Source organism: Pseudomonas sp. zfem005 (assembly GCF_032621735.1).
Classification (GTDB): Bacteria; Pseudomonadota; Gammaproteobacteria; order Pseudomonadales; family Pseudomonadaceae; genus Metapseudomonas; species Metapseudomonas solani.
Genome location: NZ_JAVYJE010000001.1, coordinates 396,473 through 423,024 on the forward strand (window position 1 = coordinate 396,473; position 26,552 = coordinate 423,024).

At 66.7% G+C, this 26,552-nt stretch carries 24 protein-coding genes; 15 read left to right on the plus strand and 9 right to left on the minus strand.

All coding sequences use genetic code 11. From position 1 onward, the window contains the following. The first annotated feature begins 46 nt into the window (after positions 1-46). On the plus strand, positions 47-481 hold the full coding sequence (locus tag RTW82_RS01810) for a DUF4399 domain-containing protein (protein ID WP_021218285.1): 435 nt from the start codon (positions 47-49) through the stop codon (positions 479-481). A 308-nt stretch (positions 482-789) separates the two neighbouring features. On the opposite strand, the gene serA is transcribed toward RTW82_RS01810, so the two are convergent. Then, complete coding sequence (gene serA, locus RTW82_RS01815; protein WP_021218284.1) at positions 790-2,019, minus strand: phosphoglycerate dehydrogenase; 1,230 nt, start codon at positions 2,017-2,019, stop codon at positions 790-792. 177 nt (positions 2,020-2,196) lie between these two features. On the opposite strand from serA, the gene RTW82_RS01820 reads away from it, so the two are divergent. The 4 genes from RTW82_RS01820 (at position 2,197) to RTW82_RS01835 (ending at position 5,743) form a co-directional block, all read left to right on the plus strand. Then, positions 2,197-3,588, plus strand: coding sequence for an FAD-binding oxidoreductase (locus RTW82_RS01820; protein ID WP_021218283.1), 1,392 nt, complete (start codon positions 2,197-2,199; stop codon positions 3,586-3,588). A gap of 62 nt (positions 3,589-3,650) precedes the next feature. Beyond that, positions 3,651-4,316 carry a fumarylacetoacetate hydrolase family protein gene (locus RTW82_RS01825; RefSeq protein WP_021218282.1) on the plus strand — a complete coding sequence of 222 codons (666 nt, stop codon included), beginning with the start codon at positions 3,651-3,653 and terminating at the stop codon, positions 4,314-4,316. A 68-nt stretch (positions 4,317-4,384) separates the two neighbouring features. Beyond that, positions 4,385-5,302, plus strand: a complete 918-nt coding sequence (locus tag RTW82_RS01830; RefSeq protein WP_148304384.1) for an SdiA-regulated domain-containing protein — start codon at positions 4,385-4,387, stop codon at positions 5,300-5,302. Between the two features lie 93 nt (positions 5,303-5,395). Continuing rightward, positions 5,396-5,743, plus strand: a complete 348-nt coding sequence (locus tag RTW82_RS01835) for a NirD/YgiW/YdeI family stress tolerance protein (RefSeq protein ID WP_021218280.1) — start codon at positions 5,396-5,398, stop codon at positions 5,741-5,743. Between the two features lie 178 nt (positions 5,744-5,921). On the opposite strand, the gene RTW82_RS01840 is transcribed toward RTW82_RS01835, so the two are convergent. The 7 genes from RTW82_RS01840 to RTW82_RS01870 all read right to left on the minus strand — a co-directional run bounded on the left by RTW82_RS01840 (position 5,922) and on the right by RTW82_RS01870 (position 13,473). Continuing rightward, complete coding sequence (locus RTW82_RS01840; protein WP_316924082.1) at positions 5,922-6,953, minus strand: histone deacetylase family protein; 1,032 nt, start codon at positions 6,951-6,953, stop codon at positions 5,922-5,924. Positions 6,954-6,992: 39 nt separating this feature from the next. Then, positions 6,993-8,351, minus strand: a complete 1,359-nt coding sequence (locus RTW82_RS01845) for an APC family permease (RefSeq protein WP_316924083.1) — start codon at positions 8,349-8,351, stop codon at positions 6,993-6,995. A gap of 277 nt (positions 8,352-8,628) precedes the next feature. After that, the gene (locus RTW82_RS01850; protein ID WP_316924084.1) at positions 8,629-9,672 is read right to left on the minus strand and encodes an extracellular solute-binding protein; all 1,044 of its coding nucleotides are present in this window, start codon (positions 9,670-9,672) and stop codon (positions 8,629-8,631) included. Between the two features lie 17 nt (positions 9,673-9,689). Continuing rightward, positions 9,690-10,478, minus strand: coding sequence for an ABC transporter permease (locus RTW82_RS01855; RefSeq protein WP_316924085.1), 789 nt, complete (start codon positions 10,476-10,478; stop codon positions 9,690-9,692). Next, positions 10,475-11,389 (minus strand): ABC transporter permease, encoded by a 915-nt coding sequence (locus tag RTW82_RS01860; protein ID WP_184488352.1) that lies wholly within the window; start codon positions 11,387-11,389, stop codon positions 10,475-10,477. Before RTW82_RS01860 ends, RTW82_RS01855 begins: the two co-directional genes overlap by 4 nt. After that, the gene (locus RTW82_RS01865; RefSeq protein WP_316924086.1) at positions 11,386-12,435 is read right to left on the minus strand and encodes an ABC transporter ATP-binding protein; all 1,050 of its coding nucleotides are present in this window, start codon (positions 12,433-12,435) and stop codon (positions 11,386-11,388) included. Before RTW82_RS01865 ends, RTW82_RS01860 begins: the two co-directional genes overlap by 4 nt. A gap of 204 nt (positions 12,436-12,639) precedes the next feature. After that, the gene (locus tag RTW82_RS01870; protein ID WP_021218273.1) at positions 12,640-13,473 is read right to left on the minus strand and encodes a MurR/RpiR family transcriptional regulator; all 834 of its coding nucleotides are present in this window, start codon (positions 13,471-13,473) and stop codon (positions 12,640-12,642) included. 197 nt (positions 13,474-13,670) lie between these two features. Here RTW82_RS01870 and RTW82_RS01875 point away from each other — a divergent pair, with 197 nt between their 5' ends. The 5 genes from RTW82_RS01875 to RTW82_RS01895 are packed head-to-tail and all read left to right on the plus strand — an operon-like array spanning position 13,671 to position 18,755. Further along, positions 13,671-14,729 carry a spermidine/putrescine ABC transporter substrate-binding protein gene (locus tag RTW82_RS01875; protein ID WP_316924087.1) on the plus strand — a complete coding sequence of 353 codons (1,059 nt, stop codon included), beginning with the start codon at positions 13,671-13,673 and terminating at the stop codon, positions 14,727-14,729. Positions 14,730-14,772: 43 nt separating this feature from the next. Further along, entirely contained in the window at positions 14,773-15,888 is a 1,116-nt protein-coding gene (locus RTW82_RS01880) for an ABC transporter ATP-binding protein (RefSeq protein WP_021218271.1), read from the plus strand. An 11-nt stretch (positions 15,889-15,899) separates the two neighbouring features. Beyond that, positions 15,900-16,805 carry an ABC transporter permease gene (locus RTW82_RS01885; RefSeq protein WP_316924088.1) on the plus strand — a complete coding sequence of 302 codons (906 nt, stop codon included), beginning with the start codon at positions 15,900-15,902 and terminating at the stop codon, positions 16,803-16,805. Further along, positions 16,802-17,665: an ABC transporter permease gene (locus tag RTW82_RS01890; protein ID WP_316924089.1), complete on the plus strand. Its 864-nt coding sequence runs from the start codon at positions 16,802-16,804 to the stop codon at positions 17,663-17,665. Before RTW82_RS01885 ends, RTW82_RS01890 begins: the two co-directional genes overlap by 4 nt. Continuing rightward, positions 17,658-18,755: a P1 family peptidase gene (locus tag RTW82_RS01895; protein ID WP_316924090.1), complete on the plus strand. Its 1,098-nt coding sequence runs from the start codon at positions 17,658-17,660 to the stop codon at positions 18,753-18,755. Before RTW82_RS01890 ends, RTW82_RS01895 begins: the two co-directional genes overlap by 8 nt. Positions 18,756-18,934: 179 nt before the next feature. Here the strand turns inward: RTW82_RS01895 and RTW82_RS01900 are convergent, their stop codons facing one another. Then, positions 18,935-19,864 (minus strand): LysR substrate-binding domain-containing protein, encoded by a 930-nt coding sequence (locus tag RTW82_RS01900; protein ID WP_316924091.1) that lies wholly within the window; start codon positions 19,862-19,864, stop codon positions 18,935-18,937. Between the two features lie 373 nt (positions 19,865-20,237). On the opposite strand from RTW82_RS01900, the gene RTW82_RS01905 reads away from it, so the two are divergent. The 5 genes from RTW82_RS01905 to RTW82_RS01925 all read left to right on the plus strand — a co-directional run bounded on the left by RTW82_RS01905 (position 20,238) and on the right by RTW82_RS01925 (position 26,505). Next, positions 20,238-21,584: an NAD(P)/FAD-dependent oxidoreductase gene (locus tag RTW82_RS01905; protein WP_316924092.1), complete on the plus strand. Its 1,347-nt coding sequence runs from the start codon at positions 20,238-20,240 to the stop codon at positions 21,582-21,584. Continuing rightward, on the plus strand, positions 21,584-22,012 hold the full coding sequence (locus RTW82_RS01910; RefSeq protein ID WP_021218265.1) for a RidA family protein: 429 nt from the start codon (positions 21,584-21,586) through the stop codon (positions 22,010-22,012). Before RTW82_RS01905 ends, RTW82_RS01910 begins: the two co-directional genes overlap by 1 nt. Positions 22,013-22,022: 10 nt before the next feature. Next, positions 22,023-22,700, plus strand: a complete 678-nt coding sequence (locus RTW82_RS01915) for a DUF1028 domain-containing protein (protein ID WP_263400423.1) — start codon at positions 22,023-22,025, stop codon at positions 22,698-22,700. Next, on the plus strand, positions 22,693-23,856 hold the full coding sequence (gene argE / locus RTW82_RS01920) for an acetylornithine deacetylase (protein ID WP_316924093.1): 1,164 nt from the start codon (positions 22,693-22,695) through the stop codon (positions 23,854-23,856). The genes RTW82_RS01915 and argE overlap by 8 nt, the downstream gene beginning before the upstream one ends. A 1,158-nt stretch (positions 23,857-25,014) precedes the next feature. Then, on the plus strand, positions 25,015-26,505 hold the full coding sequence (locus RTW82_RS01925) for an aldehyde dehydrogenase (RefSeq protein WP_316924094.1): 1,491 nt from the start codon (positions 25,015-25,017) through the stop codon (positions 26,503-26,505). Positions 26,506-26,552 lie beyond the last annotated feature (47 nt).

A 26,552-nucleotide genomic window follows, 5' to 3' on the forward strand; every position in this document is an offset into this window, starting at 1 on the left:
CCCCCCATGCAGGGTCTGTGTGTTGCTTACCAACAAGGAGTCAGTCATGAAGCTTGCGTACGCTCCCCTGGGCCTTGCGGCCCTGCTGGCGGTGGTTTCCACCGCGTCGTTCGCCGAGATGCCACGTACCCCGGCACCCGAAGGCGCCAAGGTTTATTTCATCGAGCCCGCCGACGGCGCCACTGTGGACAAGACGTTTAGCGTCAAGTTCGGTTTGCAGGGCATGGGCGTCGCGCCCGCCGGGGTCGATTCTCCCGCCACCGGCCACCACCACCTGCTGATCGATGTCGACAAGGAGCCGGCGATGAACATGCCGCTGCCGATGACCGACAACCTCAAGCACTTCGGCAAGGGCCAGACGGAAACCCAGGTCACCCTGCCGCCGGGCAAGCACACCCTGCAGCTGCTGGTGGGCGACAAGAACCACGTGCCACTGGACCCGCCGGTCATCTCCGAGAAGATCACCGTCACCGTGAAATGAACGTGAAATCGCGGGCATGAAAAAGGGAGGCCAAGGCCTCCCTTTTTACTGTCCAGCTCCATCGTCAGGGCCCTAGGGCACACACTTACCCTGTCGAACCTCAGCTCGAATCATCAGATGAACCTGAAATCCCAGGCATGAAAAAGGGAGGCCAAAGCCTCCCTTTTCAGTGTCCATCTCCATCGTCAGGGCTCGCGAGCTAGAGCGAGACAAGGCGGGAATGGCCGAGAAGCGCGGAGTTCACATCTGTGAATGAGCACTTCGAGGCTGTTCCCAACGCCGTATCGCCGACGCGCAGCAGCCCTGGGTTAGAAGAGGACGCGGCTACGAATGGTGCCGTTGACGTGCTGCAGCTTCTCCAGCGCCAGGTCCGAGTACTCGGCGTCGACGTCGATCACCACGTAGCCGACCTTGGCATTGGTCTGCAGGTACTGGCCGGAGATGTTGATGCCATTGTCGGCGAACACCTTGTTGATTTCGCTCATCACGCCGGGAACGTTGGCGTGGATGTGCAGCAGGCGGTGCTTGCCGGGGTGCGACGGCAGGGCCACTTCGGGGAAGTTGACCGAGGACACGGAGGTGCCGTTGTCGCTGTACTTGACCAGTTTCTCGGCCACTTCCAGGCCGATGTTGGCCTGGGCCTCGGCGGTGGAGCCGCCGATGTGCGGGGTGAGGATCACGCGATCCAGGCCACGCAGCGGGCTTTCGAACTCTTCGTCGTTGGACTTCGGCTCGACCGGGAACACGTCGATGGCGGCGCCGATCAGGTGCTCGTCCTTGATGGCGGCGGCCAGGTGGTCCAGCTCGACCACGGTGCCGCGCGCGGCGTTGATCAGGATGCCGCCCTTCTTGATGGCACGGATTTCCTTCTCGCCGATCATCCACTGGGTGGAGGGCAGCTCGGGAACGTGCAGGGAGACGATGTCGGACATGCCCAGCAGCTCGTGCAGGTTGCCGATCTGGGTGGCGTTGCCCAGCGGCAGCTTGGTCAGGGTGTCGTAGAAGAACACCTGCATGCCCAGGGCCTCGGCCAGCACCGAGAGCTGGGTGCCGATGGAGCCGTAACCGACGATGCCGAGCTTCTTGCCACGGATCTCGAAGGAGTTGGCCGCCGACTTGATCCAGCCACCACGGTGGCAGGAGGCGTTCTTCTCCGGGATGCCGCGCAGCAGCAGGATGGCTTCGGCCAGAACCAGCTCGGCCACCGAGCGGGTGTTGGAATAGGGGGCGTTGAACACGGCGATACCGCGTTCGCGAGCAGCGTTCAGGTCGACCTGGTTGGTACCGATGCAGAAGCAGCCCACGGCGATGAGCTTCTTGGCGCAGTCGAACACTTCCTCGGTCAGCTGGGTGCGGGAGCGGATGCCGATGAAATGGGCATCAGCGATCTTTTCCTTCAGTTCGTCGTCCGAGAGCGCGCCCTTGAGGTACTCGATGTTGCTGTAGCCGGCGGCCTTCAGGGTGTCCACGGCGTTCTGGTGGACGCCTTCGAGGAGAAGGAACTTGATCTTGCTCTTGTCGAGGGAGGTCTTGCTCATCTGCGTACCTATTTGTCCCGGTAGAAAAGTTCAGAAGGCTGTGCTGCAGCTACCCCGCAAAACGCCTGTAAGGCATGATTCACGGGGTGCGTATGCTAGCATGTTCTCCTTTTTCCTTGCTCGGTTGCGACCTGAAACGTTCTCAGGGCGACCATGAATGATTCGAGAGTTCCCTTGATGACCAATGTTGCCCTGATCGAAGAGCTGAAGACCCTGGTTGAGCCTGGCAAGGTGCTGACCGACGCTGATTCCCTGAACGCCTACGGCAAGGACTGGACCAAGCACTTCGCGCCAGCACCTACCGCCATCGTCTTCCCCAAGACCACCGAGCAGGTGCAGGCCATCGTCCGCTGGGCCAACCAGCACAAGGTCGCCCTGGTGCCCTCGGGCGGCCGTACCGGCCTCTCCGCTGCCGCCGTCGCCGCCAATGGCGAGGTGGTCGTGGCCTTCGACTACATGAACCAGATCCTCGAATTCAACGAATTCGACCGCACCGCCGTGTGCCAGCCGGGTGTGATCACCGAGCAGCTGCAGAATTTCGCCGAGGACAAGGGCCTGTACTACCCGGTGGACTTCGCATCCGCAGGTTCCAGCCAACTTGGCGGCAACATCGGCACCAATGCCGGCGGGATCAAGGTCATTCGCTACGGCATGACCCGTAACTGGGTCGCCGGCCTCAAGGTCGTCACCGGCACCGGCGAGCTGCTGGAGCTGAACAAGGACCTGATCAAGAACGCCACCGGCTACGACCTGCGCCAGCTGTTCATCGGCGCCGAAGGCACCCTGGGCTTCGTGGTCGAGGCCACCATGCGCCTGGATCGTGCGCCGAAGAACCTCACCGCGATGGTCCTCGGCACCCCCGATTTCGATTCGATCATGCCGGTGCTGCACGCCTTCCAGAGCAAGCTGGACCTCACCGCCTTCGAATTCTTCTCCGACAAGGCCCTGGCCAAGATCATGGCCCGTGGCGACGTGCCGGCGGCCTTCGAGACCGAATGCCCCTTCTATGCACTGCTGGAGTTCGAAGCCACCACCGAGGAAGTGGCCAACGACGCCCTGGCCACCTTCGAGCACTGCGTGGAGCAGGGCTGGGTGCTGGACGGCGTGATGAGCCAGAGCGAGCAACAGCTGCAGAACCTGTGGAAGCTGCGCGAGTACATCTCCGAGACCATCTCCCACTGGACGCCCTACAAGAACGACATCTCGGTGACCGTTTCCAAGGTGCCGGCCTTCCTCAAGGACATCGACACCATCGTCGAAGCCAACTACCCGGACTTCGAAGTGGTCTGGTTCGGCCACATCGGCGACGGCAACCTGCACCTGAACATCCTCAAGCCGGACGCCCTGTCCAAGGACGAGTTCTTCGCCAAGTGCGCGACCGTCAACAAGTGGGTGTTCGAGACCGTGCAGAAGTACAACGGCTCGATCTCCGCCGAACACGGCGTGGGCATGACCAAGCGCGACTACCTCACCTACAGCCGCTCGGAGCCCGAGATCGCTGTGATGAAGGCCATCAAGGCGGTGTTTGATCCCAACGGGATCATGAACCCCGGCAAGATTTTCAATTGAGCAGGCAGGCGGTGGAGCGATCCCCCGCCTGTTTTGCATCCACACCGTTCAGGAGTCGGTAAATGAGCTATCAGCACCAGTACGTCGACGGCACCCGCATCCATTTCCCTCTCGGCAAGGTCGTGTGCATCGGCCGCAACTACGCCGAGCACGCCAAGGAACTGAACAACCCGGTGCCCACCGAGCCGCTGCTGTTCATCAAGCCGGCCTCCAGCGTGGTGCCCATCGAAGGCGGCTTCTCCATTCCCGAGGACCGTGGCGTGGTGCATTACGAAGCGGAGATCGCCGTGCTGATCGGCAAGCCGCTGTCGCGCAACCCCAGCCTGGAAGAAGCCCGTGACGCCATTTCCGGCTTCGCCCCGGCCCTGGACCTGACCCTGCGCGACGTGCAGGCCAAGCTCAAGGAGAAGGGCTGGCCCTGGGAAGTCGCCAAGGCCTTCGACGGCGCCTGCGTGCTGGCGCCCTTCGTGCCGGGCGATGCCATCGAGGAGCTGAGCGACATCGGCATCCGCCTGACCATCAATGGCGAAGTGCGCCAGGACGGCAACAGCAGCGACATGCTCAACCCGGTGCTGCCGCTGCTCCAGGCCATCAGCCAGCACTTCAGCCTGCAGCCGGGCGACGTGGTGCTGACCGGCACCCCGGTGGGCGTCGGCCCGCTGAACAAGGGCGATGCCCTGGTGCTGGAACTGGTCGGTCATTCTTCGTTCGACAGCGGCGTCATCTGAAGCCGCCAGGGAACTTCGGCGGTGGCAGACGATCTTACCGCCACCAGCCGAAGCCGTAGCCAATGGCCATGACCTTTCCCCGCCCCAATCTCCGCACCTGCACCCTTCTGGTCCTGTTCGCGGCCTGCGTCGCCTCCATCCGCTATCTGCACCTCGACGATCGCGCCTCCCTCTGGCTCAGCGAACGCAACCTGAGCAAGGGCGAGCGCGCCGCCAGCATCTGGCTGCCGGGCTACAAGGCGGTGCTGCAGGGCAAGCCCCTGGCGGGCCTGGAGAACGACGAAACCTCCGACCTGGCCTACAACCCGGTCACCGGCACCCTGTTCACCGTCACCGGCAAGGTGCCGCAACTGGTGGAGCTGACCCGTGAAGGCGACGTGCTGCGGCGCATTCCGCTCAAGGGTTTCTCCAACCCCGAAGGCGTGGCGGTGCTGGAGAACGGCAACGTCGCGGTGACCGACGAGCGCCGCCGCAGCCTGTCGATCTTCCGCCTCGACCCGTTGACCCGCGAGCTGGACGTGACCCAGGGCGACGAGTTCGACCTGGGCTTCCCGGATTCCGGCAACAAGGGCTTCGAAGGCATCGCCTGGGACCCGGCGCAAAGCCGCCTGCTGCTGGGCAAGGAACGCACGCCGGAGATGTTCAGCCTGAACAGCGACGGCAGCCGTCGCCTGGAAGGCGCCCTGCGCCCGCTCCCCGGCTACGGCCTGGGCATGCGCAACCTCTCGGCCCTCAGCGTCGACCCGCGCACCGGCCACCTGCTGGTGCTCTCGGCGCAATCGAACCTGCTGCTGGAGCTGGACGAGACCGGCGAGCCGGTGAGCTTCATCAGCCTGCTGGGTGGGCTCAATGGCCTGGCCAAGCGCATCCCCCGGGCCGAAGGCGTGGCCATGGACGAGCGCGGCGACATCTACATGGTCAGCGAGCCCAACCTCTTCTACGTGTTCCGCAAGGCCGACAACACAGACGCTCCTGAGCGTGGCTAACGGCATTCAGCTTCGCTTAAGGCTGTTTTAAGCCTGGCTTCAGCGCCGCGCCATAGCCTGATCCCGTCAACCACATCGAACGGGATCAACCCCATGAACGCCAAGTACCTCGCCCTGCTCATCGCCCCGCTGTTCTCCACCGCCGCCCTGGCCTCCAGCTACACCGGCCCCGGCTCCACGCCCCAGGTCACCACCGTGGCCGCCGCCATGGAAGCCGCCGACGACGCCGCCGTGGTGCTCCAGGGCCAGATCGTCAAACGCATCAAGGGCGATATCTACGAATTCAAGGACGCCACCGGCACCATCAAGGTCGAGATCGACGACGAAGACTGGCCGCCCCACGCCATCGACGACAAGGCCCAGGTCAAGCTCACCGGTGAAGTGGACCGCGACCTGATGGGCCGCGAGATCGACGTCGAGTTCGTCGAGCGGGTCAACTGATCCAACCCCCGCCCTCCAAACGGCCCCATTGCGGGGCCGTTTTTCGTTGGGGATTTGCTGTTGCGAAAGAGAGGAGGCGCATGCTGGGTAGGACCCAACGTGCCTGTGCATGATGGGTTTCGCTTCGCTCTACGCCATCCTACGAAAGCGGTCATCCGGGGCCCTAGCCGCGACGACCTCACGCCACCCCATCGAACCCCTGCAACACATTGATCGCGTTGATGCCAATCTCCTCCACCGCATAACCCCCCTCCATCACGAACAGGGTCTGCAGGCCGAGCTGGCCGATGATCTCGCCCATGCGCAGGTAGTCCGGGCTGTCGAGCTTGAACTGCGAGATGGGGTCCTCCTTGAAGGTGTCCACACCCAGGGACACCACCAGCGCGTCCGGGGCGAAGGCGGCGATCTGCCGGCAGGCGTCGGCCAGGGCCTGGCTCCATACCGCCCAGTCGCTGCCCTCGGCCAGCGGGTAGTTGAAGTTGAAGCCCCTGCCCGCGCCCTCGCCCTTCTCGTCGGCGAAGCCGAGGAAGTATGGGTATTCGAAGCGCGGGTCGCCGTGGATCGAGGTGAACAGCACATCGGCACGGTCGTAGAAGATGTCCTGGGTGCCGTTGCCGTGGTGGTAGTCGACATCGAGCACCGCCACGCGCTTGGCGCCCTTGTCCAGCATGGCCTGCACGGCGATGGCGGCGTTGTTCAGGTAGCAGTAGCCGCCCATGTAGTCGGCGGCGGCGTGGTGGCCCGGCGGGCGGCACAGGGAGAACACCCCGCGTGCGCCCTTGGCCAGTTCGGCCTGGCCGCTGAGGGCGACATTGGCCGAGCTGGTGATGGCCTGCCAGGTGCCGGCGGTGATGGGCGCGCCGGCGTCGAAGGAGTAGTAGCCCAGGCGACCGTCGATGTCGGTGGGCTCCACCTGGCGCAGGCGCCGGGTCGGCCAGGCGATGGGCAGCATGTCGTGGTGGCGGCCCTTGGCCTGCCAGTCGGCCCAGGCGTTCTGCAAAAAGCGCACGAAGCCTTCGCTGTGTACCCGCAGGATCGGCGCCAGGCCGAAGTCCTGCGGCGCCTGGATGGCGCCGAGCTGCACGGCCTTGGCGCGGTCCAGGACCATGTCGGCGCGGCTGGGCTTCTCGAAGCAGGGGGTGAACTGGCCGCCGATGAGTTCGTGCTTGCCGTGGTGCAGGTGATGGTCGTCGCTGTAGAGGGTCAGCATGTCCGGCTCCTTGGGAGGCTGGTGGGAGGGTCGGTTCAATCAGTGTTCGGAGAACTGCACCTGAGGCGCCGGCCGCCTGAAGCCGCCGGTGTGCCAGGCCAGGTAGATGAAGCCGGCGGCGAACCAGGCCAGGCCAATGCCCAGGGTCAGCGCCGAGAGGCTGGTCCACAGCCAGGCGATCAGGCCGAAGCCGATCAGCGGCATCAGCCCGTAGCGCAGCCTGTCGCCGAGGCCGTGGGGCTTGCCGTCCAGCAGGTGGCTGCGGATCACCGCCAGGTTCACCACCGAGAAGGCCACCAGGGCGCCGAAGCTGATCATCGAGGCCAGGGTGGTGAGGTCGATGACGATGGCCAGCAGCGAAACCAGGGACACCAGCAGGATCGACAGGGTGGGCGTGCGGTAGCGCGGCGAAAGGCGGCCGAACACGCGGCGCGGCAAGATGCCGTCGCGGCCCATGCTGAACAGGATGCGCGACACCGAGGCCTGGGACGCCAGGGCCGAGCCCGCGGCACCGGCCACATAGGCGGCAGTGAACAGCGCTTCGAGCAGGCCGCCGCCGGCCTTGAGCATCACCTCGGTGGCGGCCGCGTCCGGGTCCTTGAAGGCGCTGCCGGGGAACACCAGCTGGCTCACCAGGGCCAGGAGGATGAACAGCAGGCCGGCGGTGACGGTGGTCATGACGATGGCGCGGGGAATGTCACGGCGGGGGTCGCGGGCCTCCTCGGCCAGGGTGGACACCGCATCGAAGCCGAGGAAGGACAGGCACAGCACCGCCGCGCCGGCCATCAGCGGCGCCAGGCCGGGCTGGGTGCCATCGCCCAGCAGCGGCGCCATGAGGTCCACCTCGCCGCCGCCCAGGCTGCGCACGGACATCGCCAGGAACACCACGACGAACACCAGCTGCGCGCCGACGATGGCGTTGCTCATGCCCGACACCGAGCCGATGCCGCGCAGGTTGAGCAGGGTGACCAGGGCCACCGCCGCCACCACGAAGGTCCAGGCCGGCACGGCGGGGAAGGCGATGTTGAGGAACAGGCCGATCACCAGGTAGTTGATCATCGGCAGGAACAGGTAATCGAGCAGCAGCGACCAGCCGGCGAGGAAGCCCACCGCCGGCCCGAAGCTCAGGCTGGCATAGGAATAGGCCGAGCCCGCCACCGGGTACTTGCGCACCATGAAGCTGTAGGAGAAGGCGGTGAAGATCATCGCCGCCAGCGTGGCCACGTAGGCCAGCGCAGTGCGCCCGCCGGTGATCTCGGTGACCACGCCATAGGTGGTGAACACCGTCAGCGGCACCATGTACACCAGGCCGAAGAACACCAGGGCGGGCAGGCCGAGGATGCGCCGCAGGTGGGTGCCCTGGGCACTGTGGGTGAAATCGTCGAAGGCTTTGCTCATGGAAATACCTCGCGGGCACCTGCCAGGCAGGCGCTCAGGGGTGGATCGTCGGGCGCGTCGTGCGTCGATGGGCGGGCCGTATCGGCCCCGGGTCAGCTGGCGGGCAAGCGGCCGCTGCGGGGGATGGCGCTAAGGCAGGTGATGCGGGGCATGGCGGTTCACTCTCTTGTTCTTGTGCATGGGCGCCGGAGGGCGCAGGTGGCCGGCGCGTCGCTCCCGTCGACGCGCCAGGGGGCTCGGGGTGGTCCGGCCCGCCCGGCGGCGGGCCGGAAGCCGGTCATTTCTTCAGTTTGGTCCACACCTTGCTGCGCAGGCTCAGGGCCTTGGGCGAGCAGAGCTTGAAGGTCTTCAGGCGCTCCAACTTGTCCTGCGGGGTGTTGATCGCCGGGTCGTCGAACAGCTCCTTCTCCATGAAGGTGGCCGAGCCCTCGATGGCGTTGTTGTACTTGGCGAAGTTGGAGGCCGCGGCGATGTTCTCCGGCAGCATCATCCAGTTGATGAAGGCGTGGGCTTCCTCGACGTTGGCCGCGTCCTTGGGGATCACGAAGTTGTCGATGAACACGTGGATGCCCTCCTTCGGGTAGACGTACACCAGGCTGTCGCGCTGGGCGTGGGCGCGGTGGTAGGCGCCGTTCCACTGCATGTGCATGGCCACCTCGCCGGCGGCCATGCGCTCGATGGTGCCGTCGCTGTTGTACATGGCCAGCAGCGGTTTCTGCGCCAGCAGCAGGTCCTGGATCTTCTTCGCGTCCTTCGGGTCCTCGGTGCACTGGTCGATGGCCAGGTAGTGGGACGCGGCGATGTACAGGTCTTCGATGGAGTTGAGCGCCACCACCTTGCCCTTGAGCTCGGCCGGCGGTTCGAAGAAGGGCTTCCAGCTCTCCTCCAGGCTGCCGCCGGGCACCTGCTTGCTGTCGTAGCTGTAGCCGGTGGTGCCCCAGAGGTAGGGCACGCTGTAGTCGTGGCCCGGGTCGAAGTCGAGGTTCTGGAAGTTGGCCTTGAGGTTCTTCAGGTTGGGCAGCTTGGCCTTGTCGAACTTCTGCAGCAGGCCATCGGTGGCCATGATCTGGATGAAGCTGTCCGAGGGCACCACCACGTCGTATGCGCCGCCGCCGGCCTTGAGCTTGGCCAGCAGCGTCTCGTTGCTGTCGTAGGCGTCCAGGGTGGCCTTGATGCCGGTGTCCTTCTCGAACTTCTTCAGCAGCTCGGGCGGGAAGTAGTCCGACCAGTTGGCCAGGTGCAGGGTGCCGGCGGCCTGGGCGGTGCCGGACAGGCCCAGGGCGAGCAGCAGGGAGAGCGCGAGCGGTGTGGTGCGGGTCATGACGGGCTCCTTGGGGCTCAGCGCTTGCGCTGGCCGATGTAGTAGGACAACGCAACGAACGCTATGGAAATCACCAGGATGATCGAGGAAATCGCATTGATCTTCGGCGAGATGCCCATCCTGATGGAGCTGAAGATGTACACCGGCAGGGTGGTCGCGCCGGCCCCGGCGACGAAGTAGGTGATGACGAAGTCATCCATGGAAATGATGAACGCCAGCATCGCCCCGGAGAAAATGCCGGGCATCAGCAGGGGGAAGGTGATCTTCCAGAAGGCCTTCCAGGGCGAGGCGTAGAGATCGGCGGCGGCTTCGGCCAGGCGCGGGTCCATGCCCTCCAGCCGCGCACGGATCGGCAGGTAGGCGAAGGGGATGCAGAACACCACGTGGGCGATGAGGATGGTGAACAGCGACAGCTTCAGGCCGATGAAGGCGAAGAACATCAGCGTCGCCACGGCGGTGACGATCTCCGGCACCAGCAGCGGCAGGCCGAGCACGCCGCTCATGGCGGTCTGCCCATGGAAGGCGCGGCCGCGCATGCCCAGGGCGGCGAGGGTGGCCAGGGTGGTGGCGATCAGGGTGGCGAAGGTGGCCACCAGCAGCGAGTTCTTCGCCGCGCGGACGATCTCCGGGTCGTTGGCCACCACCGCGTACCACTTGAGGCTGAAGCTCTCCCAGATGGTCGCCGACTGGCCGCCATTGAAGCTCAGCGCCACCAGCACCAGGATCGGCACATAGAGGAAGGCGAAGAACAGCCAGGCAGTGGGGCGCACGCCGGTGAAGCGCCAGAGCGGGCCTTGCAGGTTCATGGGTGGCCTCCGGCGGTGCCCGGCTTGAAGCGCAGGCTGTAGAGCAGCATCGCCAGCAGCACGAAGCCGAGCAGGGCGAAGGACAGCGCTGCGCCCAGCGGCCAGTTGTGCGAGGCACCGAACTGCAGCTGGATGAGGTTGCCGATCATCAGCGACTTACCGCCCCCCAGCAGCTCGGGAATGATGTAGTTGCCCAGGGAGGGGATGAACACCAGGATCACCCCGGCCATCACCCCCGGCATCGCCAGCGGCAGGATGATCCGGCGCAAGGCCTGGAAGCGGTTGGCGCCCAGGTCGAAGGCCGCCTCCACCAGGCGCCAGTCGAGCTTCTCCAGGCTGGTGTAGATGGGCAGCACCATGAACGGCAGGAAGGTGTAGAGCAGGCCGATGATCACCGCGCCGTCGGTATAGAGGATGCCCAGCGCTTTGTCGGTCAGCCCCAGCCCGTGCAGGCCGCTGTCCACCAGGCCGCCGTTGCGCAGCAGCAGGATCCAGGCGTAGACCCGCACCAGCAGGTTGGTCCAGAAGGGCACGGTGACCAGGAACAGCAGCAGGTTGCGCTTGCGCTCGTTCTGCAGCGCCAGGTACAGCGCGGTGGGGAAGCCGATCAGCAGGCAGCCGGCAGTGGTCATCACCGACAGCCAGAAGGAGCGCTGGAAGATCTGCAGGTAGTCGGTGTTGAACACCAGGCTGTCGTCCAGGTCGCGCTCGTAGAGGAAGTTGACGTAGGCCTCCAGCGAGTACTGGCCCCACTTCACGCCGCCGTAATCCCCCGATTGCAGCAGCGAGACCAGCAGCATGATGCCCAGGGGCAGCAGCAGGAACAGGCCCAGGGTGAACATGGCCGGCGCGGCCAGCAGCAGGCGCCGGCGCAGCTGGCGGGCCTCGGCCTGGGCGCGCAGGCTGCTCATCGCGGCAGCACCCGCACTGCGCTGGCCGGTACCTGCAGGCGCACCCGGGTGCCGGCCTCCAGGCAGCCACCGGCGCCGTCGCGGTTCTGCCGGCGCACGCGGAAGCCGCTCTGCCCGGCCACGCGCAGCAGGTAGAGGGTGTCGGTACCGACGTAGACCACCGTCTCCACCTCCCCTTCGAGGTTGCCGTCCAGGTCGATGGCGATGCGCTCCGGGCGGATGGCCAGGGTCACCGGGCCACGGCGCTCGCCGGGGGCATCGAGCACCTGCCCGTCGGCCAGGCGCGCGCCGCTGTCCAGCGCCTCGGCATCGAGGAAGTTGGTCTCGCCGATGAAGTCGGCCACGGTGCGGTCCACCGGTGCTTCGTAGATCTCGGTCGGGCTGCCGACCTGGAGGATGCGCCCCTTGTGCATCACCGCGATGCGGTCGGACATGGTCAGGGCTTCTTCCTGGTCGTGGGTGACGAAGATGAAGGTGATGCCGGTCTCGTGCTGCAGGCGCTTGAGCTCGATCTGCATGTCCTTGCGCAGCTTCTGGTCCAGCGCCGAGAGGGATTCGTCCAGCAACAGCACCTTGGGCCGGCTGGCCAGGGCGCGGGCCAGGGCGATGCGCTGCTGCTGGCCGCCGGAGAGCTGGTCGGCGCGGCGCCGGCCCACGTCCGGCAGCTTCACCAGCTCCAGCATGCGCTGCACCGTCGCCTCGATCTCGGCCTTGGGGCGGCCCTGCATCTCCAGGCCGAAGCCGATGTTCTGCGCCACTGTCATGTGCGGGAACAGCGCGTAGCTCTGGAACACGGTGTTGACCGGGCGGCGGAAGGGCGGCAGGCCCTGCATCTCCTCGCCGTAGAGGCGGATGGCGCCGGAGCTGGGCTGCTCGAAGCCGGCGATCAGGCGCAGGAGGGTGGTCTTGCCGCAGCCGGAGGGGCCGAGAAGGGTGAAGAACTCGTTGGCGCGGATTTCCAGGGAAACCTCGTCCAGGGCGCGGACGCCCTGCCCCGGATCGCCGAATTCCATGCAGACACGGTCGATGCTGATCGCACTGGACATGCTTATCGCAAGCTCTAAGAGATTGTTCTTATTGGGCTTTTTCGCATGGCGCAAAGGCCCTCGACGCCTTTGATTCTGTCAGCGGGGGCGAAGGGGCAGAACGATATAAACGGACAAAAGGGGATAATTCCGGACAACTTGCGCAGCCACCTCCGGCTGGGCGCCAGCCGGGGTGAGCCGTGCCCGGCTCGGGCAACCGGGGTCTCAGGTGCGGTACAGCTGCAGGCTTTCCACCCGTGCGCGATAGGCGCCGAGGCGCTCCTTCAGCTCGCCCTTGCGCTGGGCGGCGACGCAGTGCAACAGCACGTTGAGGGCACTGGTGAGGCCGCCGGTGGATTCGAGGATCAGCCCCGTCTTGGTCTTCATGGTGACGATCCAGGGCGTGGAGATGTGCCGGGCGATGCCGTATTCGTCGGTGAACACCACCAGGTCGGTGTCTTCCTTGAGGGTGTTGGCGAAGGCGATGCCGACATCGGCATAGGGCGCGATATCGATCAGCACCACGCAGCAGCGCTCGTCGCGGCTGTCCACCCACTGGCCCAGCACGCCGCGGTAGAGGTCGAGGAACTCCACCCCCGAACGCACCAGGGACAGGCGGCTGGCGAAGTCCTCGGCCAGGCCGCGGATGGTCTGGAAGCCGCAGACGAACACGCGCTCGGCGCCGGCCACGCGGGTGACGATGTCCTGCCAGTGCTGGCTGTTGAGCTGGCTGCCGAAGCTGACCAGCGCATCGATCTCCTCGTTGAGGTGGGCGAGCAGGTCGTCCGGTTGCTTCTCCACCCGCTCGATCAGCGTGGTGTTGAGCAGCGACTGCACGCGGATGTCGTCGCGCAGCTCCTCCTTCAGGCTCTTCAGCCCCTTGTAGCCGAGGCGCCGCAGGAAGCGGCTGACGGTGTTGGGGCTGACCCCGCTCTTCTCCGCCAGGCTGGCGCCGCTCTCGAAGGCGATGGTTTCCAGGTTCGCCTGGATATAGGCCCACAGGGTGCGTTCGTTCGGCGTGAGCTTGCCGTCGATCTGCTCCACTTTGCTGTCCAGCATGCCCGGTTCCCTGTCGATTATTGGAAGATTAATGTCAACGTATTGATCAATGGAAGAAACATACTTTATGCTCCACGGCGAGGCAAAAAATAAAAACACCGATTCTTCCGCTTTCACTTCGGCCGCAAGGCCATGCAAGAGCTGCCCCAGCCAGGCCCGAGCCAAACCGCGCAGGGCCCAGAACGGAGAACAGGAACATGCCCGCTCCAACCTCGCGCCACTCCCTGCGACGCCTCGCGTCCCGCCTGCTCGCAGGCTCCCTGCTGCTGGTCGCCGGCAGCAGCCAAGCCGCCGAAGAACTGCACCTGTACAACTGGGGTGACTACATCAACCCCGAAGTCCTCAAGCGCTTCACCGCCGAAACCGGCGTCAAGGTCTCACTGGACACCTACGGCAGCAACGAGGAGATGCTCGCCAAGCTGCAGGCCGGTGCCACCGGCTACGACATCGTATTCCCCTCGGTGCACATGCACGACACCATGTCCGCCCTGGGCCTGCTGGAGAAGACCGACATCGGCGCCAGCCCGGCCTTCGCCAACATCGACCCGGCCTTCCTCCGCGCCAAGTCCGACCCCAAGGGCGAGCAGTGCCTGCCCTACGCCTGGGGCACCGTCGGCATCTTCTACAACAAGACCAAGGTGGATCGGCCGATCGAATCCTGGGCGGATTTCTTCGCCCTGGCCGAGTCCGGCAAGAAGGTCATCATGCTCGACGACATGCGCGAAACCCTCGGCGTCGGCCTGATCGTCAACGGCAAGTCGGTGAACACCACGGACGCCGCCGACCTCAAGGTCTCCGAGCAGTGGCTGCTGGAGCGCAAGCCGCTGGTCTCGGCCTTCACCTACGACAGCGTGCCCATGGTGCAGTCGGGCGACGTGGCCGCCGCACACTACTTCGTCGGCGCCATGATGTACGTGAAGCAGGACCCGAAAAACCTCGCCTACGTCATCCCCAAGGAAGGCGCGACGATGTACCAGGAAGACATGTGCGTACTCAAGAGCGCGCCGAACAAGGCCAACGCCAAGCGCTTCATGGAGTTCTTCCTCACCCCCGAGATCGCCGCCCTCAACACCCAGCAGCAGATGAACGGCACGCCCAACCGCGAAGCCCTGAAACTGCTGCCGGCCGAGCTGCGCGACAACCCGCAGGTCAACCCGCCGGCCGACGTCATGGCCAAGCTGCAGATCTTCAATGACCTGGGCAAGGACCTGAAGAAATTCGACCGCGCCTGGACCCGCGTGCGCACCGCCAACTGAGCCAGCAAGAGAGCGGGTGCGCCAGCACCCGCCGGAGTTCTCCATGACCTGCATCGTCAACAGTGCACCGGTGGTCCAGATCACCGCTGCGGTGAAGCATTACCGTGCCCCGGAGGGCCACGCCGTGCGCGCCCTCGATGGCGTCGACCTGTGCGTCGGCGGCAATGAATTCGTCACCCTGCTGGGCCCCTCCGGCTGCGGCAAGACCACCCTGCTGCGGGTGATCAGCGGCTTCGAGGCCCTCGACGGTGGCGAGCTGCGCATCCAGGGCCAGCTGATGAACGAGGTGCCCCCGCACCTGCGCCCGGTGCACACGGTGTTCCAGAACTACGCCCTGTTCCCCCACCTCAGCGTCGGCGACAACGTCGGCTACGCGCTGGACATCCGTGGCGTCGCCAAGGCCCAGCGCAACCGCCAGGTGGCCGACGCCCTGGAGCTGGTGGGCATGGCCGGGCTGGAGAAGCGCAAGCCCGGCCAGCTCTCCGGTGGCCAGCAGCAGCGCATCGCCCTGGCCCGCGCCATCGTCAACAAGCCGGCCCTGCTGCTGCTCGACGAGCCGCTCTCGGCCCTCGACCGCCAGTTGCGCCAGAGCATGCAGCGCGAGCTGAAGAACCTGCAGAGCGAGCTGGGCATCGCCTTCGTCTTCGTCACCCACGACCAGGAAGAAGCGCTGACCATGTCCGACCGCATCGTCGTGCTCAACGGCGGCCACGTGCAGCAGCTGGGCAGCCCCGAAGACATCTACGACCGCCCGGCCAACGCCTTCGTCGCCGGCTTCATCGGCGAGAGCAACCTGTTCGACGGCAGCGTCACCCGCCACCACGGCGACGCCGTGGAATTCCTTACCGCCCAGGGCGACACCCTGCGCCTGCGCCGCGCCGACCTGGCGCCGGGGCAGAAGCTCCAGGCCATGCTGCGCCCCGAGCAGTTCCACCTCGCCTGCCCGGGCGACCCGGCGCGCCACGCCTGCCTCGAAGGCCGCGTGCTGCAACAGGTGTTCATCGGCAAGGACTTCGAACTCAGCGTGCGCACCCAGCACGGCAGCCCGGTGAAGGCAGTGCTGCGCGCACCCTCGCGGGAGCTGATGGGCACGCTCGAAGCCGGTGCCCGGGTGCAGCTGTGGTACGCCACCGACGCCCCGCACCTGCTGCTGGCCTAGGAGAACCGCCCATGACTTCGCTTTCCCTCGCGGCCCGCACGCGCCTGCGCCTGGTCGGCCTGCTCAGCCCGGCGACCCTGGTGATCGTCGGCTTCTTCTTCGTGCCCATGGCCATCATGGCGCTCTACAGCCTGCTGGAACCGGGCATGTACGGCGGCGTGGAATGGTCCTTCTACCCGGACAACTTCGGCCGCATCCTCGGCTGGGCCGACGGCAGCAACGAAGAGTTCGACATCGTCTACCTGGAGATCCTGCTGCGCTCGTTCAAGCTGGCGGCGATGACCGTCGTGCTGACCCTCGCGGTCTGCTACCCGGCGGCCTTCTGGGTGGCGCGGCAGCCGGAGCGCCGACGCAACTTCTTCCTCTTCCTCATCACCCTGCCGTTCTTCACCAGCCTGATCGTGCGGCTCTACGCCTGGGTGCTGATCCTGCGCCCCACCGGCTTCCTCAACCTGGCACTGCAGGCCCTGGGCCTGGCCGACCAGCCGCTGAACCTGATCTACAGCGAAACCGCCGTGCTGATCGGCATGACCTACATCTTCATTCCCTTCATGTTCATGCCCATCTACGCCAGCGTGGAGAAGCTCGACCGCAAGCTCCTGGAAGCCTCCGCCGACCTCGGCGCCAGCCGCTGGCAGAGCTTCTGGCGCATCGTCTTCCCGCTGACCCTGCCGGGCATCGCCGCCGGCTCGATCATCGTCTTCATCCCCAGCCTGGGTAACTTCATCGTGCCCTCGCTGCTGGGCGGCGCGCGGGTGGTGATGATCGGCAACCTGGTGGAGCAGCAGTTCCTCGCCGCGCGCAACTGGCCCTTCGGCGCCGCCCTGGCGATGCTGATCATGGCCGCGATGCTGGTGTTCCTGCTGCTCCACGTGCGCTGGCAGTCACGCGCCCAGGGCAGGGAGGGTCTGGTATGAATGCCCTCATCGCCCGCCTGGGGCGCGGCCTGCTCGGCGGCTACAGCCTGGCCTTCTTCGCCTTCCTGTACCTGCCCATCGCCCTGATCGTCGCCTACTCGTTCAACGCCAACCCGGTGAACATGATGATCTGGAGCGGCGCCAGCCTGGACTGGTACCGCACCCTGTTCGGCTTCTCCAGCTCGCTGAACGAGAACGCGCTCTACGTGGAATCCACCGACCAACTGGTGGCCGCCCTGCGCACCAGCCTCACGGTGGCCCTGAGCACCACGGTGATCTCCACCCTGGTCGGCACCCTCACCGCCCTCGCCCTGGCGCGCTACCGCTTCCGCCTGCAGGGCTTCTACCGGGTGCTGCTGTTCCTGCCGATGCTGATGCCGGACATCGTCCTCGGCATCGCCCTGCTGATCTTCTTCGTCAACAGCGGCATCCCCCTGGGCAAGACGTCGATCATCATCGGCCACTGCACCTTCCTCATCAGCTACGTGTTCCTCATCGTCAGCGCCCGCCTGGCGGGGATGGACACGCGCCTGGAAGAAGCCTCGGCCGACCTCGGCGCCTCGCCCTGGACCACCTTCCGCCGCATCACCCTGCCGCAGATCCTTCCCGGCGTGCTCGGCGGTGCGCTGCTGGCCTTCATCATCTCGATGGACGACCTGGTGATCACCTACTTCATCTCCGGGGTCGACTCCACCACCTTGCCGGTCTTCATCTACGGAATGATCCGCCGCGGCATCAAGCCCGAGATCAACGCCATCGCCACCCTGCTGCTGATCGCCTCGCTGGTCATCGCTTCCCTCGGGCTCTACCTGCGCAACCGCAAGCCCGCCACTTCCCCTGCCGAGAATGCCCATGGCTAAACCACGCGCCCGTGAACTCGGGCTGGCCGTCCCCGGCCGGCCCGGCCCCAACAACGCCATCACCGACGTACCCGGCGTGCGCGTCGGCTACCGCACCCTCGACGGCGTCGCCGCCAACGGCAAACCCATCAAGACCGGGGTCACCGCCATCCTCCCCCGTGGCCTGGAGCCCGAGCCGCAGCCGGTGTGGGCCGGCTTCCACGCCCTCAACGGCAACGGCGAGATGACCGGCACCCACTGGATCGAGCACGGCGGCTACTTCGTCGGCCCGGTGTGCATCACCAACTCCCACAGCGTCGGCATCGTCCACCACGCCGCCACGCGCTGGACCATCGACCACTACGCGCAGGCCTGGGATGCCAGCCACCTGTGGGCGATGCCGGTGGTGGCCGAGACCTACGACGGGGTGATCAACGACATCAACGGCCAGCACGTCACCGAGGCCGATGCCCTGGCCGCCCTGGCCGACGCCCGCGACGGCGCCATCGCCGAAGGCAACGTCGGCGGCGGCAACGGCATGATCTGCTACGGCTTCAAGGGCGGCACCGGCACCGCCTCGCGGGTGCTGGAGATCGACGGCCAGGCCTACACCCTGGGCGCCCTGGTGCAGGCCAACCACGGCCAGCGCGACTGGCTCAAGGTGCTCGGCGTGCCGGTGGGCAAGGCCCTGGGCGAGCAGCCCCGGGGGCTGGACCGCGAGCGCGGCTCGATCATCGTCGTGCTCGCCACCGATGCCCCGCTGCTGCCCCACCAGCTGCGCCGCCTGGCCCAGCGCGCCGGCCTCGGCGTCGGCCTTGGCGGCACCCCGGGGGGCAACAACTCGGGGGACATCTTCCTCGCCTTCAGCGTCGCCAACCCGCGCGCCCTGCCCCAGCTCACCCCCGGTGGGCGCTTCAGCCTGGAATGCCTCAACGACGAGCACATCGACGCCCTCTACCTGGCGGCTGTGGAAAGCACCGACGAGGCCATCCTCAACGCCATGCTCGCCGCCGAGGATGCGGTGATGCAGAAGCCGCAAGGCATCTGCCCGGCGCTGGACGGCGAGCGGTTGAAGGCGTTGCTGGAGGATGCGGGGCGGGTTGAGGCGTGACGGGCGGCCCTGCGGGCCGCTTTCGCGAATGAATTCGCTCCCAAGCTCACCTCATGCCGGGTGCCTCGTAACCGCATGGGATTCGCTCCGCTCTTCCCATCCTACGAACTGGCTGGGACGAAGCTCCACGTAGGATGGGTAGAGGTACGAAACCCATCAATGCGGAGTACGCCCGGCCGTCAATCCGGGGCGGGCACCGGCGCGCTGCCGCCGGGCAGGTGTTCCTTGCAGTAGTCGACGAACATCTGCGCCGGCTTGGTCAGCTGGGCGCGCTTGAGCCAGGCGGCCACCAGGCCGGAGCCGGTCACGGCTTCGGCGATGTCCACCATCACCACCTTCTTGCCGTCGTAGGTGCATTCGGAATGGGGCCGGGTGACCAGCACCGAGAAGCCGAAGCCCTGGCCGACCATGCCGCGCACCATCTCGATGGAGGGCGAGCTGAAGCCGATATTCGGGGTCAGGCCGAGCTCCTCGAAGAGGCTGACGAAGTAGGTCCGGCTCGGCTGCACGTCCAGCAGGATCATCGGCTCCAGCACCAGGTCACGCAGGGAAACCTCGGCCTGGCGGGCGAAGCGGTGGTTCTCCGGCAGCAGCGCATAGGGCCGCTGCGGCGGCATCAGCGGGTCGGTCTCGATGGTGGCGTCCAGCTCGTGCTGGTAGAGGATCGCCAGGTCGAAGCGCCCGGCGGTGAGCCCCTGCACCAGCTCCTGCTGCTCGCCGTCGCCGATGCGGATCTCCACCCCCGGGTAGCGCTCGCGGAAGCCCGCGATCAGCCCCGGCAGGTACAGCGGCGCCACCGTCTCGAAGCAGCCGATGTCGATCTGTCCGGCCACCACGTCGTTCACTGCCAGGGCGTTCTGCTCGAACTCCCAGGCCATGCGCAGCAGGTCCTGGGCCTTGCGGTAGAAGCGCGAGCCGCTGGGGGTCAGCGACACGCCCTGGGCGTGGTGGCGGATGAACAGCTGCACGCCGAAGCTTTCCTCCAGCCCCTTGATGGCGGTGGAGATGGACGGCTGCGCGATGTACAGCTTGCGCGAGGCCTCGGCCACGCTGCCGCACTCCACCGTCGTCACGAAGTACTTGAGTTGTCGCAGGGTGTAGTTCGCCACGGGGCACCTCGGCATGTCGCTCGCCGCCTCGGTCATGGCCGTGCGGCTGGTTCTTATGGGTGGGAGCAATCCCTCGGTGAAACATACCCCAGGCGCCGCTGCGGAAGGGTCTGCCCTGCCGAGCTTTTTCTTATCCAGCGAGCATATTTTTAATAATTTTCCTCGGCACCGCTCTATCGCACCATCCACTGCACTCGACTCACAAAGCCTGGACCGCGCAGACGGTCGACGAGGACGTGCAGCATGCCCCACCCGCGCCCCGTCGCTCCTCCCGCCCCCGGCCCGCGTCACCGTCGAACCCGCTTCCGGCACTGAACAGCGTGCACGCAGCACCGCCCCGACAACCGCGAATCGCCTGCAGAAGGACAGAGACATGACAGTTGAAACCATAGAAATCGATACGCTCGTGGTTGGCGCGGGCCAGGCCGGCGTGGCCATGAGCGAACACCTGGGCAAGCTCGGCGTGCCGCACCTGGTGCTGGAGCGCAAGCGCATCGCCGAAGCCTGGCGCACGGGCCGCTGGGATTCCCTGGTGGCCAACGGCCCGGCCTGGCACGACCGCTTCCCGGGGCGCGAATTCGACGTCGGCCCGGACGACTTCCCCGGCAAGGAGCAGGTGGCGGACTACTTCGTCGCCTATGCCCAGCAGATCAACGCGCCGATCCGCACCGGCGTCGAGGTGAAGAAGGTGGTGCGCAACCCCGACCGCCCCGGCTTCACCGTCGAGACCTCCATCGGCGTGATCCAGGCCAACCGCGTGGTCTCCGCCACCGGCCCCTTCCAGCGCCCGGTGATCCCCGCCATCGCACCGGCGGAAGGCAGCATCCAGCAGATCCACTCGGCCGCCTACTACAACCCGCAACAGCTGCCCGCCGGCGCCGTGCTGGTGGTGGGCGCCGGCTCCTCCGGCGTGCAGATCGCCGACGAGCTGCAGCGCGCCGGGCGCCAGGTCTACCTCTCGGTGGGCGCCCACGACCGCCCGCCGCGCTCCTACCGCAACCGTGACTTCTGCTGGTGGCTGGGGGTGCTCGGCCTGTGGGACGCGGAAGCCGCGCAGCCGGGTCGCGAGCACGTCACCATCGCCGTCAGCGGTGCCCGCGGCGGCCACACCGTGGACTTCCGCGCCCTGGCCCAACAAGGCATCACCCTGGTCGGCCTGACCCAGTCGTTCGCGGGCGGCAAGGTGCGCTTCCAGGCGGACCTGGCGGAGAACATCGCCCGGGGCGACGAGAACTACCTGTCGCTGCTGGACGCCGCCGACGCCTACATCGCCCGCAACGGCCTCGACCTGCCGGAAGAGCCGGAGGCGCGGCGCACGCTGCCGGACCCGGAATGCATCACCCGGCCGATCCTCGAACTGGACCTGGCCGAGGCCGGCATCACCTCGATCATCTGGGCCACCGGCTACGCCGTGGACTTCAGCTGGCTGCAGGTGAACGCCTTCGACGACAAGGGCAAGCCCAAGCACCAGCGCGGCGTCTCCAGCGAACCGGGCGTGTACTTCCTCGGCCTGCCCTGGCTGTCGCGCCGGGGCTCCACCTTCATCTGGGGCGTGTGGCACGACGCCAAGCACATCGCCGGCCACATCGCCACGCAACGCAAGTACCTCGAATACCGCGACGCCTCGCAGCGCCAGGCAGATGCCAGCCTCAACGGCAGCAGCCAGGACGGCTACCGCGAGCCGCAAACCCCTAAAGCCAGCATCATGGGAGTCAGCTGATGCCCACCCATACCCGCATCCGCATGTTCAACACCAAGGACACCTACCCCAACCAGACCCTGGACAACGACCTCTGCCAGGCCGTGCGTGCCGGCAATACCGTGTACGTGCGCGGCCAGGTCGGCACCGACTTCGAGGGCAACCTGGTGGGCCTGGGCGACCCGCGCGCGCAGACCGAGCAGGCCATGAAGAACCTCAAGCAGCTGCTGGAGGAAGCCGGCAGCGACCTCTCGCACATCGTCAAGACCACCACCTACCTGATCGACCCGCGCTACCGCGAGCCGGTGTACCAGGAAGTGGGCAAATGGCTGAAGGGCGTGTTCCCCATCTCCACCGGCCTGGTGGTCTCGGCCCTGGGCCAGCCCCAGTGGCTGATGGAGATCGATGTGATCGCGGTGATCCCGGACGACTGGCAGCCCAAGGGCTGAGGAGCGAACCATGACCTTCTCCATCGTTGGCCGCTGCGCGGAAACCGGGCAGCTGGGCATCGCCATCAGCTCCTCCAGCATCGCCGTCGGCGCCCGCTGTCCCTGGGTGCGCGCCGGCGTCGGCGCCGTGGCCACCCAAAACATCACCCTGCCGGCCCTGGGCCCGCAGATTCTCGACCTGCTGGAGCACCAGCACCTGGAACCGCAGGCAGCCCTGAGCAAGGCGCTCGGGAGCAATGGCTGGAGCCAGTACCGCCAGGTGACGGTGATCGACGGCGCCGGGCGCACCGCCCTGTTCAGCGGCAAGGAGGCCCTCGGCCTGCACAACGCCGTGGCCGGCGAACAGTGCGTGGCGGCCGGCAACCTGCTCTCCGGCACCGAGGTGATCGACGCCATGGTCCATGCCTTCGAGCAGACCCCGGGCCTGCTCGCCGAACGCCTGCTGGCGGCCATGCACGCGGCGATGGCCGCCGGTGGCGAAGCCGGGCCGGTGCACTCGGCGGCGCTCAAGGTGGTGGACGACCTCACCTGGCCCATCGTCGACCTGCGCGTGGACTGGGCCGACGAAGACCCCATCGGCCAGCTCGACGGCCTCTGGCAGGCCTACCGCCCGCAGATGCAGGACTACGTGACCCGCGCCCTGGACCCCACCGCAGCGCCCAGCTACGGGGTGCCCGGCGATGAATGAGACGAACAGCCGCGACCTGCTGGAGCGGCTGATCGGCTTCGCCACCGTCAGCCGGGACTCCAACCTGGAGCTGATCGCCTTCATCCGCGACTACCTGGCCGCGCACGGGGTGGAGAGCGAACTGTTCCACAACCCCGAAGGCACCAAGGCCAACCTCTTCGCCACCCTCGGTCCCCGCGACCGGGGCGGCGTGGTGCTGTCCGGCCACACCGACGTGGTGCCGGTGGACGGCCAGGCCTGGACGGTGGAGCCGTTCCGCCTCAGCGAGCGCGACGGCCGCCTGTACGGGCGCGGCACCGCCGACATGAAGGGCTTCATCGCCTCGGTACTGGCAGCGGTGCCGCGCTTCCTCGAACGCCCGTTGAAGCTGCCGCTGCACCTGGCCTTCTCCTATGACGAGGAGATCGGCTGCCTCGGCGTGCGCCCCATGCTCGCGGAGCTGGAAAAGCGCCCGCACAAGCCGCTGCTGTGCCTGATCGGCGAGCCCACCGAGCTCAAGCCGGTGCTCGGCCACAAGGGCAAGCTGGCCATGCGCTGCCAGGTGCGCGGCGCCGCCTGCCATTCCGCCTACGCGCCCTATGGGGTCAACGCCATCGAATACGCCGCGCGACTGATCGGCAAGCTGGGCGATATCGGCACGCGCCTGGCCCATGTCGAGCACCATGACCCGCGCTTCGACCCACCCTTCTCCACGGTGCAGACCGGGGTGATCAAGGGCGGCCGGGCGCTGAACATCGTCCCGGCGGAATGCGAGTTCGACTTCGAGGTGCGCGCCCTGCCCGGCTTCGATGCCCAGCAGGTGGCGGACGAGCTGCAGCGCTACGCCGAAGGCGAGCTGCTGCCGCAGATGCAGGCGGTGCAGGCCGATACCGGCATCCAGCTGCAGCCCCTGAGCGCCTACCCCGGCCTCGCCACCCCGCCCGACAGCGACGCCGCGCGGCTGCTGGCGCGGATCGCCGGCTCCAGCGCGTTCGGCACCGTCGCCTTCGGCACCGAGGGCGGGCTGTTCGACCAGGCCGGCATCCCCACCGTGGTCTGCGGGCCCGGCAGCATGGACCAGGGGCACAAGCCCGACGAATTCATCAGCCTCGAACAGCTCCACGCCTGCGACGCCATGCTCCTGCGCCTGGCCGACTACCTGGAGAACCCGGGCTGATCCAACTTTCACGCACCCGCAACCGTAGGGTGGGCCGGGCGGCGCTCCGCTTCAGCCCACCGGCGAGCCCATCGCGGATGAATCCGCTCCCACAGTGCAGCCTGTAGGTTGCGGGCGAATGAATCAGCCACCTCCACCGCGTGGGTTTCGCTCCGCTCTACCCACCCTACGAAAAGCCGTGCGCACCACGTCGTGACGCGCTGGGCGAAGAAAGTTGGAGCAGCCGCCAACGCCCCTCCAGGAGGCCGAACGCAGTCGTTGCGCAGGGGGACGAGTGGCATGGATGCCACGAGAGGCGCGACTGGCCATGGATGGCCCTTCGCGCCGGCCCCTGGAGCGACGATGGAGTGAGGGCACCCGACGCAGTCGGGCCGGATGATGGGGCAAGCCCTTTTGGTTCCTTTTAAGTGGTTCGGCATTCCGACGATTGTTAAAAGGGACTCGCCCGGGTGGGCGAAACCAGAAGCACCAGCAAAGCTCGGCAATCAACTGGGCTTAAAGCCTTCTAGCAGCACTTATCGCCGACATAGCCAATGAGTCCCCTCCCACAGGGCAGCCTGTGGCTGCGGGCGAATGAATTGGCTCTGTCTGCGTTAGCTGTTGTGATTTTAACGCAGGCGCTCAAGCACGGCCCTTTTCGGGCGCCCGAGGGTTTGCGCTACCTCCACCGCATGGGTTTCGCTTCGCTCTACACCATCCTACGAAAGCCCGTGCGCACCTGCCCCCAGAGCAACGATGGAGTGAGGGAACCCCGGCGAAGCCGGGGCCGGATGATGGGGCAAGCCCTTTTGGTTTCTTTTGGGGCGACTGCCAAAAGAGACTCGCCCGGGAGGGCGAAACCAGAAACATCACCAGAGCTCGGCAATCAGTTGGGCTCAAATCCTCTAGCAACACTTAACGCAGACAGAGCCAATGAATTCGCCCCTACGGGCGCCCTTTTTTCCGGGGTTTTCGCACCCCTATGGCGCACCCTGCAGGCCCGCAGCCCCAGGCTGGAGCCAAGGGCGGGAGGGCGCTGCATGCGTGCTTCCGCTACCGAGCTTTTTCTTATCCAGCGAGCATATTTTTAATAATTTTCCTAAGCCGAACTCTGTCGCACCATCAAGCCCAGTCACGAATAACAACCAGACCGCGAAGACGGTCGAGTGGGAGTGCAGCGTGTTCGATCTCGATTACTGGCAGCAGCGAGCTGCCCGGCAGGCATTCATCGACAAGGCACTGATCGGCGGCCATCAGGTCTCGGCCGCATCCGGTGCCACCTTCGACTCCATCAACCCCGCGACCAACCAGCTGCTGGCCCGCGTCGCCGCCTGCGGCGAGGCCGAGGTGGACCTGGCCGTGCGCAGCGCGCGCCGCGCCTTCGACCAGGGCCCCTGGGCACGCATGGCGCCGGTGGAGCGCAAGAAGGTGCTGCTGCGCCTCGCCGAGCTGATGATGGCCCACCGCGAGGAGCTGGCCCTGCTGGACTCCCTCGACATGGGCAAGCCGGTGATGGACGCCTACACCATCGACGTGCCCGGCGCCGCCAACGTCTTCGCCTGGTACGGCGAGGCGCTGGACAAGCTCTACGACCAGGTGGCGCCCACCGCCCCCGGCAGCCTGGCCACCATCACCCGCGAAGCGCTGGGCGTGGTCGCCGCCGTGGTGCCCTGGAACTTCCCCCTCGACATGGCCGCCTGGAAGCTGGCCCCGGCCCTGGCCGCCGGCAACAGCGTGGTGCTCAAGCCCGCCGAGCAGTCGCCCTTCTCCGCCCTGCGCCTGGGCGAGCTGGCCCTGGAGGCCGGCATCCCCGAGGGCGTGCTCAACGTGGTGCCGGGCCTGGGCGAAAGCGCCGGCAAGGCCCTCGGCCTGCACCCGGACGTGGACTGCCTGGTGTTCACCGGCTCCACCCAGGTGGGCAAGTACTTCATGGGCTATTCGGCCCAGTCCAACCTCAAGCAGGTGTGGCTGGAGTGCGGCGGCAAGAGCCCGAACCTGGTGTTCGAGGATTGCCGCGACCTCGACCTCGCCGCCGAGAAGGCCGCCTTCGGCATCTTCTTCAACCAGGGCGAGGTGTGCTCCGCCAACTCGCGCCTCTACGTGCAGCGCTCCATCCAGGACGAATTCATCGAACGCCTGCTGGCCAAGGCCCGCGACTGGATGCCCGGCGACCCGCTGGACCCCGCCAGCCGCGCCGGCGCCATCGTCGACGCCGCGCAGACCGGCCGTGTCATGGGCTTCATCGAAGGCGCCCAGGGCGAGGGCGCACGCCTGCTGGCCGGTGGCCGGCGCCTGACCTTCAACGGTTCGAGCAACTTCGTCGAGCCCACCCTGTTCGCCAACGTGCGCGGCGACATGACCCTGGCCCGCGAGGAAGTCTTCGGCCCGGTGCTGGCCATCAGCGCCTTCGACACCGAGGAGGAGGCCATCGCCCTGGCCAACGACAGCGTCTACGGCCTGGCCGCCTCGCTGTGGAGCGACGACCTGCGCCGCGCCCACCGCGTCGCCCGCGCGCTCAAGGCGGGCACCGTATCGGTGAACACCGTGGACGCGCTGGACGTCACCGTGCCCTTCGGCGGCGGCAGGCAATCCGGCTTCGGCCGCGACCTCTCGCTGCATTCCTTCGACAAGTACAGCCAGCTGAAGACCACCTGGTTCCAGCTGCGCTGAGGTCGCGATGACGACCCGGCCGCGCCTCGCCGCGCGGCCGCCATGAC

What these genes read in the sequence shown, in the direction of transcription:
- RTW82_RS01810 (WP_021218285.1), top strand. Translation starts at nt 47, where the DNA reads ATGAAGCTTGCGTACGCTCCCCTGGGCCTTGCGGCCCTGCTGGCGGTG.
- serA (WP_021218284.1), bottom strand. Translation starts at nt 2,019, where the DNA reads ATGAGCAAGACCTCCCTCGACAAGAGCAAGATCAAGTTCCTTCTCCTC.
- RTW82_RS01820 (WP_021218283.1), top strand. Translation starts at nt 2,197, where the DNA reads ATGACCAATGTTGCCCTGATCGAAGAGCTGAAGACCCTGGTTGAGCCT.
- RTW82_RS01825 (WP_021218282.1), top strand. Translation starts at nt 3,651, where the DNA reads ATGAGCTATCAGCACCAGTACGTCGACGGCACCCGCATCCATTTCCCT.
- RTW82_RS01830 (WP_148304384.1), top strand. Translation starts at nt 4,385, where the DNA reads ATGACCTTTCCCCGCCCCAATCTCCGCACCTGCACCCTTCTGGTCCTG.
- RTW82_RS01835 (WP_021218280.1), top strand. Translation starts at nt 5,396, where the DNA reads ATGAACGCCAAGTACCTCGCCCTGCTCATCGCCCCGCTGTTCTCCACC.
- RTW82_RS01840 (WP_316924082.1), bottom strand. Translation starts at nt 6,953, where the DNA reads ATGCTGACCCTCTACAGCGACGACCATCACCTGCACCACGGCAAGCAC.
- RTW82_RS01845 (WP_316924083.1), bottom strand. Translation starts at nt 8,351, where the DNA reads ATGAGCAAAGCCTTCGACGATTTCACCCACAGTGCCCAGGGCACCCAC.
- RTW82_RS01850 (WP_316924084.1), bottom strand. Translation starts at nt 9,672, where the DNA reads ATGACCCGCACCACACCGCTCGCGCTCTCCCTGCTGCTCGCCCTGGGC.
- RTW82_RS01855 (WP_316924085.1), bottom strand. Translation starts at nt 10,478, where the DNA reads ATGAACCTGCAAGGCCCGCTCTGGCGCTTCACCGGCGTGCGCCCCACT.
- RTW82_RS01860 (WP_184488352.1), bottom strand. Translation starts at nt 11,389, where the DNA reads ATGAGCAGCCTGCGCGCCCAGGCCGAGGCCCGCCAGCTGCGCCGGCGC.
- RTW82_RS01865 (WP_316924086.1), bottom strand. Translation starts at nt 12,435, where the DNA reads ATGTCCAGTGCGATCAGCATCGACCGTGTCTGCATGGAATTCGGCGAT.
- RTW82_RS01870 (WP_021218273.1), bottom strand. Translation starts at nt 13,473, where the DNA reads ATGCTGGACAGCAAAGTGGAGCAGATCGACGGCAAGCTCACGCCGAAC.
- RTW82_RS01875 (WP_316924087.1), top strand. Translation starts at nt 13,671, where the DNA reads ATGCCCGCTCCAACCTCGCGCCACTCCCTGCGACGCCTCGCGTCCCGC.
- RTW82_RS01880 (WP_021218271.1), top strand. Translation starts at nt 14,773, where the DNA reads ATGACCTGCATCGTCAACAGTGCACCGGTGGTCCAGATCACCGCTGCG.
- RTW82_RS01885 (WP_316924088.1), top strand. Translation starts at nt 15,900, where the DNA reads ATGACTTCGCTTTCCCTCGCGGCCCGCACGCGCCTGCGCCTGGTCGGC.
- RTW82_RS01890 (WP_316924089.1), top strand. Translation starts at nt 16,802, where the DNA reads ATGAATGCCCTCATCGCCCGCCTGGGGCGCGGCCTGCTCGGCGGCTAC.
- RTW82_RS01895 (WP_316924090.1), top strand. Translation starts at nt 17,658, where the DNA reads ATGGCTAAACCACGCGCCCGTGAACTCGGGCTGGCCGTCCCCGGCCGG.
- RTW82_RS01905 (WP_316924092.1), top strand. Translation starts at nt 20,238, where the DNA reads ATGACAGTTGAAACCATAGAAATCGATACGCTCGTGGTTGGCGCGGGC.
- RTW82_RS01910 (WP_021218265.1), top strand. Translation starts at nt 21,584, where the DNA reads ATGCCCACCCATACCCGCATCCGCATGTTCAACACCAAGGACACCTAC.
- RTW82_RS01915 (WP_263400423.1), top strand. Translation starts at nt 22,023, where the DNA reads ATGACCTTCTCCATCGTTGGCCGCTGCGCGGAAACCGGGCAGCTGGGC.
- argE (WP_316924093.1), top strand. Translation starts at nt 22,693, where the DNA reads ATGAATGAGACGAACAGCCGCGACCTGCTGGAGCGGCTGATCGGCTTC.